This is a genomic window from Okeania sp. SIO2F4, assembly GCF_010672385.1.
Classification (GTDB): domain Bacteria; phylum Cyanobacteriota; class Cyanobacteriia; order Cyanobacteriales; family Microcoleaceae; genus Trichodesmium.
Map to the genome: position 1 here is coordinate 1 of NZ_JAAHGT010000444.1, position 7,646 is coordinate 7,646.

At 34.7% G+C, this 7,646-nt stretch carries 5 protein-coding genes and 1 pseudogene; 3 read left to right on the forward strand and 3 right to left on the reverse strand.

Annotation, left to right across the window (positions count from 1 at the left end; translation table 11 throughout):
• Positions 1-1,172 precede the first annotated feature (1,172 nt).
• The 3 genes from F6K22_RS24185 to gloB all read right to left on the reverse strand — a co-directional run bounded on the left by F6K22_RS24185 (position 1,173) and on the right by gloB (position 3,812).
• A complete protein-coding gene (locus F6K22_RS24185; protein ID WP_293103794.1) occupies positions 1,173-1,487 on the reverse strand; it encodes a DUF2973 domain-containing protein in 315 nt (104 codons plus the stop codon).
• Between the two features lie 273 nt (positions 1,488-1,760).
• A complete protein-coding gene (locus tag F6K22_RS24190; protein ID WP_293103797.1) occupies positions 1,761-2,078 on the reverse strand; it encodes a DUF2605 domain-containing protein in 318 nt (105 codons plus the stop codon).
• A gap of 960 nt (positions 2,079-3,038) precedes the next feature.
• Positions 3,039-3,812 (reverse strand): hydroxyacylglutathione hydrolase, encoded by a 774-nt coding sequence (gene gloB, locus F6K22_RS24195; RefSeq protein WP_293103800.1) that lies wholly within the window; start codon positions 3,810-3,812, stop codon positions 3,039-3,041.
• Positions 3,813-4,003: 191 nt separating this feature from the next.
• Here gloB and F6K22_RS24200 point away from each other — a divergent pair, with 191 nt between their 5' ends.
• The 3 genes and pseudogenes from F6K22_RS24200 to F6K22_RS24210 all read left to right on the forward strand — a co-directional run.
• Positions 4,004-4,216 carry a hypothetical protein gene (locus F6K22_RS24200; protein ID WP_293103803.1) on the forward strand — a complete coding sequence of 71 codons (213 nt, stop codon included), beginning with the start codon at positions 4,004-4,006 and terminating at the stop codon, positions 4,214-4,216.
• A 313-nt stretch (positions 4,217-4,529) separates the two neighbouring features.
• Positions 4,530-5,738: pseudogene (locus F6K22_RS24205) on the forward strand (glycosyltransferase).
• 754 nt (positions 5,739-6,492) lie between these two features.
• Positions 6,493-7,646: glycosyltransferase family 4 protein (locus F6K22_RS24210; RefSeq protein ID WP_293103806.1), on the forward strand; the 1,154-nt coding region annotated here is incomplete at its 3' end.

Here is a 7,646-nt window from a genome sequence, read left to right on the forward strand (position 1 = left end):
CTATCTCCCCACAAGGACCACACCTCCCACACTCCCCACTCTGCAATACTTATAAGACTTATGGGTAATGGATAGCCCTAAAAGGGGGACGCGTGTGTTACGGTAGGAAGAGTGGAAAGCTCTTCAACTACTCTAAAAACCTGGCTAATTAATCAGTAGACGCACCTTGAAAACTAGAGTTATGGGGCGCATGCATAGAAATGCTTATGCATGGAAAAACTCGCTCGCAACAAGTACCAGAGAACCAATTTTTTTTAGGTTTGAACTGTACCGTATACCCTACGGGAACAAGCTCTTGGAATAGAGCAAACGCTTGGGGAGAGAATAATCTCACTGATTAGATATGGATATAGATGATTCTTAGGTAGGGGTCGATGACAGTCCCTCAACTGATGAGAAGTTAAAACAGGCCGATCGATCGCCTGTTTTAACAACATAAGGGAATCAACGCGACTAAAGTCGCGTGGAGTGTCAAAATACAAAAGTTCTTTTTAAGAGCTTTCTTGTTTTTATTAGGGCTTGCTGAATCAATCTGAAACCCATATATCTCAGAGATTTAAGTGCTGAATTAGCTTGAAAAAAGTGCAAGATGTAGGACTAAATCTAGGTCAAAAACCTGAATTTTTTTCCTCATATAACTGGGAAAAATGGATAAAAATTGGCGTTGCTGAAATGTAATGGTAAGTAGCTGAAGTTCATTAATTGATAATTGATAATTACCTCTGCTTAAAACCGTTACGGAATTGAATATAAGGAATATTTTCTTTTCTCTTGGTCGATTGGAGGCTAGCGAGGAGACCTAGCCATATCCAATCGACCGCTTTTTCCCCTATCCAAGGGGAGGCTTCAAGGCGCGAATTATTTAATTATTAATTATTAATTATTAATTATTCGGTGAAATTGAAAAACTTATGTTTTGCGTTGATACTTAAACTCAATCTAAAAATCATTACCACTCAGCAACCCCGAAAAATTAACTGTAAAACTTTTGCCGATGGCTTATTCCACATTGCCCCCCATCAGCAAAATACTTTTTCAGCAAGCTCTAATTACTATCTTTAAACTACTGGTTTTTCAAAGTATAAAAATAACTTGCTATTGGTTATCAGTTTTTTTGGAACAAACCAATAGCAAATTTTTGACATTTTATTAATTTTATGGTAATTATCTATTTACTTTTTTTCATCTTTAGTTTCACCAGTTGAACCAACCTCAGAATTATAAATAGCATCCAACTGTTCACGAGCTTCTTGTACATTAACAGAGCGCATCACTAACAAAGGCTCATCAATAAAATTCCCAGATTCATCTAATAGTTCTGGATGTGGAATTCTACGAGACTGAGAATAGGAGTCACGACTGGACAACCCTCGATTTGAGGGCAAAGATTGAGATTCAAGTCCAACAGTTAAGAGACTACGGATTAAATTACGAACAGCCAAAACAGCAATAGTAGTGAAGGCTAGGATATAAAGCAGATGTAACATGGTATTCTCCTCAAGGCTAAATCGCCACTCAGCAAATTTTAAAAAAATTAAACAGTTTTTCTAGTTTTATCACTTTCACTCTGGATAAGTTTTATAAGCAGAAATTATCTTATTTAGATATGTCATCATCATTTCCAGAGCAGGTAGTGTTGTCACTATAAATTAACAATTATCAACTTCAAAACTGTTTCCTACTCAGAAGTTAACTCAATCTGTTTCTTAATTTAGGATATAAACCTAGGTTGAGACTAACTTTGATTGTGATTGTACATTCTATCTAGATTGCTCTTTGCGAAACCGCATTGCAACTTGCCAACATTCAGTTAGTAGCTGATGCCAAGGCAAAAGCACTGTAGTTTCTACCCCAACTTGACCTCCAGTTGCTTGAAAAAGAGTTTGTGCTGTATTCACTTCCTGTTGAGCTTGCTTCACCCTATTAAGTAAGTCGAATTGCTCACTGGTACTAAGAAAAGTAATTTCTTCTCTCTCCAATAACTGGCGGGAACGCTCAAACCAATACTCGAAATCCTCTAACAAGGGTTGCAGTACCGCTTTAAGTAAGTCTGGTTCTGGCAGTTTGGGGTTTAGCATTTTTCTAAATTAGTTTCTTATTCTAGTTTAATCTTAACACTCTTTACAATTTTTAACATTTTGCTTAATAAATGTTTGAAAATAAGCTATTGAGATTTGAAAACAACAGGAATAAGGATTTCTCAGCTAAAACCACTTACCTGATACTATTGTATTCTCAATAAAACCTTATTCATTTATACATACTTAAGGTACAAAAAATGCTATTGCTCACAATAATTTTTGTGACTTTTGACTAAAGTCACAATTGAAGCTTTGCAGCATCTCAGTTTGCAGGCATAAAAAAAACAAATATCCTAAATTTCATTTTCTTAGCCTTCATAAATTTAAAAAGTCAGGTTAACGAAATCAGGAGTCAGCAGTCAGCAGTCAGCAGTTAGATATTATAGCAAATTCATGCATAGGCAGTTACATCTTATATTTGTGATTTATTCTGACAATGAAAAATTATAAATTCCATAAATCATAAAAATTAAACCTTTTTTCCTCTTTTTTGTTATGTTTTTTTTACTATTCTCTGTTATCTGTTCCCTGTTATCTGTTCCCTGTTCCCGGTATCATAACTGTAGCAATATTTTACCGAAAAATTCAGGTATAAAGCCTCTCCATTCATGGAGAAAAAAATCCTTTTAGTCAATCCTTCTATTACAGAATAGGTAATTACAGGACTTACGCAAATGTACTATATATAGAGTGTAAAAACGATAAAGTTATAGTTTATGAAGCTATATATGGTATGGTGCGTAAGTCCTAAATTATTAATTATTAATTGTTAATTATTAATTATTGAAGAATAGGCCATCCTTTTCATATATCTAGGTTTAAGTGATTTTTCGCCTATTGACCTATTTCCTTTGCCCTTTTTAGGCCACAAAAACATCGAACTCCTGTTAACCCTAAAAAACTGAAACGCAACGTGACCAATTTCTTACTCTATGTAGAATTGCCTGGAACGTTAAGTTAAAATCGATCCTTCTTTCCTCGCAGATGGGCAAAAGTCTGTACAGGATCTTGACTTTGAACTGCTAATTGTAGAGCAGGTTGCTCCCAGCGCAGAAAAGGATTTGTACGTTTTTCTACACCAATCATGGATGGTACAGTCGCTTCATTACGACTGCGTGCTTCCTTAACTTCAGCAAAACGAGCTTGTAAATCAGGATTTTCCCGATCGACAGTCATAGCAAACTGTAAATTTTTCAAAGTGTATTCATGGGCACACCATATTCGTGTATTTTCAGGTAAATTACGTAACTTACTCAAAGACTCTACCATTTGGACTGGTGTCCCTTCAAATAAGCGACCACAACCTCCTGCAAACAAAGTATCGCCACAAAATAACTCCCCTATTTCCCCAGCAACTAAAGGAGGAAAATAATAAGCAATATGGCCACTTGTATGACCAGGCACAAATAAAACCTCTCCCACTCGCTGGGCAAAATGGACACGATCGCCTTCTTGTAAAAATACCTGTTGTCCAGGAATTCTACCTCGGTCCTCAACTCCACCATAAACTGTTAATTTGGGAAACTTTTGGATTAACTTTTGATTGGCACCTACATGGTCGTGGTGATGGTGAGTATTGAAAATAGTCACCAACTCAGCCCCCAATAATTCCAGTTTCTCCAGCACTGGTTTGACTTCGGCGGGGTCAACTACAGCCGCAATATTTTGATTTGGGTCATGTAGTAAGAAAATATAGTTGTCTGAAAGTGCTGGCAGTCGATAAATCTCCATAAAAACTAAATTAATGCCTCATCTACAAATATTTTTATTCAGGGATCTTTTCTTTACCCTCTTAACTATTAAATTAACGTAGTTAGCCAATAAAGGTATATAGTATTTTATTCGATGCTACTTTTAAAGCTGTATGATGCAATATAAAATGCCAAATCAACAAATTATAAATAGATAGTAGATCAGAAATTATGTTATGGAGTGAGCAAAATCAACCAAAGGTGACGATTAATCAAATGGTAAACCGAATTATGACATCAGGTAAACTCAGTCGTCGGGAATACCTACAGCTTACTTCCTCAATTTTATCTGGAAAAAAAATAACTGATGAAGAGCGACATCAAATTAATCAGATATTTGATTTTATTCAAATGGGTAAAATTAATTTGATTGATGATAATTAGTCAAGCTCATAGCAGAGTTAAATTTATTGGAAAATAAAATTAATAGATTTGATTTTGCTCTTAATATATGCAATATATCAAAGCAAAATTAAATTACATAATCATTATTTAACTAGGGAAAATTATCTGCCAAAATAATTAATTATAATAAATTTTAATATTGAACTGGCTGTATCAAACTAAATTGTCACAGAAAAAATATTGAATTTTGCGGTTTAAAAGTTTAAAAAATGAGATAAAAACAGTAATTAATGCGTTTATTTTACGCAAATAAAATATAACAAAAACCAGATATACAAAAGAGAATAAATTAATGATAACAACTCAAGAAAATTCATTAATAATAGTCCCAACTGGTTTGTTAAAGGTTACTGCAATAACAGAAAATACCAGAAAATTAAGTACCATAGAAATTAAACTTTCTCTGGTAATTCCTACATACAAAGAAAGTCAAAATATTCCAACACTGATCCAAAGACTAACTCAACTATTAGATACTCAAATCCCTAACGCCTATGAATTAATTATAGTAGATGATAATAGCCCGGACTTAACCTGGCAGGTAGCTCAGAATATGACACAAAAATACCCCCAACTTCGGGTAATGTGTAGAAAAAAAGAAAGAGGACTTTCTACAGCAGTAGTTCGTGGTTGGCAAGTAGCAAAAGGAGAAGTATTAGGAGTTATTGATGCTGACTTACAACATCCCTTAGAAACTCTCTTAAAACTATTAGCAGAAATAGAAAAAGGTGCTGATTTAGCAGTAGCTAGTCGTCATGTTGGAGAAGGAGGTGTCAGTGACTGGAGTATAGTTAGAAGATTTTTGTCCCGTGGGGCTCAACTTTTGGGATTAGTTATTTTACCAGGAGTAGTAGGGCGAGTCTCTGACCCTATGAGTGGGTATTTTATGGTCCATCGGTCAGCGATCGCTGGCGAAATCCTAAGTCCAGTGGGCTACAAAATCCTGATTGAAGTTTTATGTCGAGGCAATATTCGGTGGGTGGCAGAAGTGGGCTATGTTTTCCAAGAACGTTTAGGAGGAGAAAGCAAGGTTACCTGGAAACAATATATAGAATATTTACAACACTTGCTAATTTTAAGATTTGCTAAATGACAGATTGGTAGATTTATCCGATTTGTTATAGTTGGCTTTAGCGGTGTATCTGTAGATATAGCAATATTTTATTTATTGCGTGAAGTTGTGGGTTTGGGCTTAACTGGCAGTGCTATGTTATCTGCAGAAGCAGGAATTATCAATAATTTTCTGTGGAATGACCTATGGACTTTTGGAGATATCTCCAGTTCCCAACGTGGTTGGCTCAAAAGGGTTAAAAGGTTATTAAAATTTAATTTAATTTGCCTGACTGGTTTGATTTTTAATTTACTAATTGTGAACTTATTATTTAATCTTTTTGGCATTAATGAATATCTGGCTAAGTTAATGGCTATTGCTACTGCTAGTTTCTGGAACTTCTGGGTAAATATGAAACTCAGTTGGCGAGTGACTCAAATAGATAAGTAGATAAGATAATATAGAATAAGAATGGGATGGAGAGAATTTTGTCAACTCTTTAAATCAAGTGTTGCAGCCTAAGCAAGTGTTCCAGATTTAATTAAAAATACTATAGCAATCCGCGCATTGGTTGTGAAGATTTTTATAATAGTTAATTTGAACTGAAAACCTTTGAAATTATGTATATCGCCAATTCGACGGCTACCCTAGCTTACTACTGACTCCTAACTACCACCAAAATATTACAACTGAAATTAGGATTGCTATATAAACTATATAAATATTTAGTGCTGTAGAGAGTGTTGCTCAACCTTTTTGAGGTCAAATTATTAATTATTTTTATTATTTTCTGTTTCTACTGGACTGATACAGCTAAAACCTTACATTATAAAAATGATTTAATATCTGATAAATTCAGACTTTTCCTAAAAATTTATTGCACCATTTAAAATGTGTGAGTCTACTACCTGTATCCCTATTCCCTAAAATATAAAAAATTTTATTACCTAACTCACAGTTAAGAATTACTGTAGTTAGCCAGTACCATTCAGGATACATCAGAAGATTTGAAATATCTAATTTTACTGCGTAACTAGGTTAACATTGAGTAGATTTATGGTTAAATTAAAAAAGTATTAGGCAAATTTGACTGGCGATCGCTTAGTGCGAAACGTAGTTTGATCACGAAGCGGAAAGGAGTTCTCTCCCTACTTTAGATGGTTAAAAGTTTTTGGACTAACCTACAATTTGGAGGCTTGCAGATTTGGTAAAGATTTCCATAATAGCTAGCGACTTATCTAGCAGTGGAGCAGGTAGATGGGGAGGAGCAGTCCGTCCCTTTTTATTATCTCAAGCTCTAAAAAAGATTGGATGTGATGTAGAAATATTAGGTTTTGTTGATGCAAATTCTCCTATAAATATTAGTCAGACTGAACTATCCATTATCCCTGTTGTTAGCAATAAATATTATCCGGGATTTTTACTTTCTGCTAAAGAGCTATTAGACAAAATTAGTGGAGATATTATTTATGCTTATAAACTTAAACCAAGTAGTCTTGGTTTAGCTCTAATCAAAAAAATACAGACCAGTCGCCCAGTATTTTTAGATATTGATGATTGGGAGTTAAGTTGGCATGGAGGAGATAATTGGAAATATCATCCGAGTATTAAACAATTAGCTAGAGATATTCTAAAGCCAGAAGGATCTTTACGACAACCAGACGATCCCTTCTATTTAAAATGGATAGAAGGTTTTGTCTCCAAAGCAGACCGGGTGACTCTACACAATCAATTTCTCAAAAAACGCTTTGGTGGTGTATATCTGCCAAATGGTAAAGACACAACTTTATTTGACCCAAATAAATACGATCCAGAGGTAAGTAGAACTCGTTATGACTTGAGTAATTATAGAATATTAATGTTTCCAGGAGCGCCCCGACCTTATAAAGGAGTAGAAGATGTTTTAATAGCCCTGGAAAATCTAAATCAGCCAGATTTAAGATTGGTAATTGTGGGTGGTAGTCCTTATGATGATTATGACCGTCAATTAAAAGAAAAATGGGGACGTTGGATAATTTCAATGCCTAAATATCCACCTACAGTTATGCCAGAAATTGTAGCTGCTGCTCATATAGTAGTAGTTCCTCAAAGAGATACTCCCGAAGCTAAAGCGCAATTTCCATTAAAATTAACCGATGGAATGGCAATGGCTAAACCAATTATAGCCACAAAAGTGGGGGATATTCCAGAAATTGTAGGCGATACTGGTTATTTGGTTGAACCTAGTTCTCCCGAACAAATAGCAGCACAAATTGAATTAATATTTAATGATTTAACAGCAGCAAATAGCCAAGGAATTAAGGCTAGAGAAAGATGTATTAAATACTATAGTATAGATGCTATGGCAAATATTTTATA

Coding starts and splice junctions, on each gene's coding strand:
- F6K22_RS24200 (WP_293103803.1), top strand. CDS start 4,004: ATGTTATGGAGTGAGCAAAATCAACCAAAGGTGACGATTAATCAAATG.
- F6K22_RS24190 (WP_293103797.1), bottom strand. CDS start 2,078: ATGCTAAACCCCAAACTGCCAGAACCAGACTTACTTAAAGCGGTACTG.
- gloB (WP_293103800.1), bottom strand. CDS start 3,812: ATGGAGATTTATCGACTGCCAGCACTTTCAGACAACTATATTTTCTTA.
- F6K22_RS24185 (WP_293103794.1), bottom strand. CDS start 1,487: ATGTTACATCTGCTTTATATCCTAGCCTTCACTACTATTGCTGTTTTG.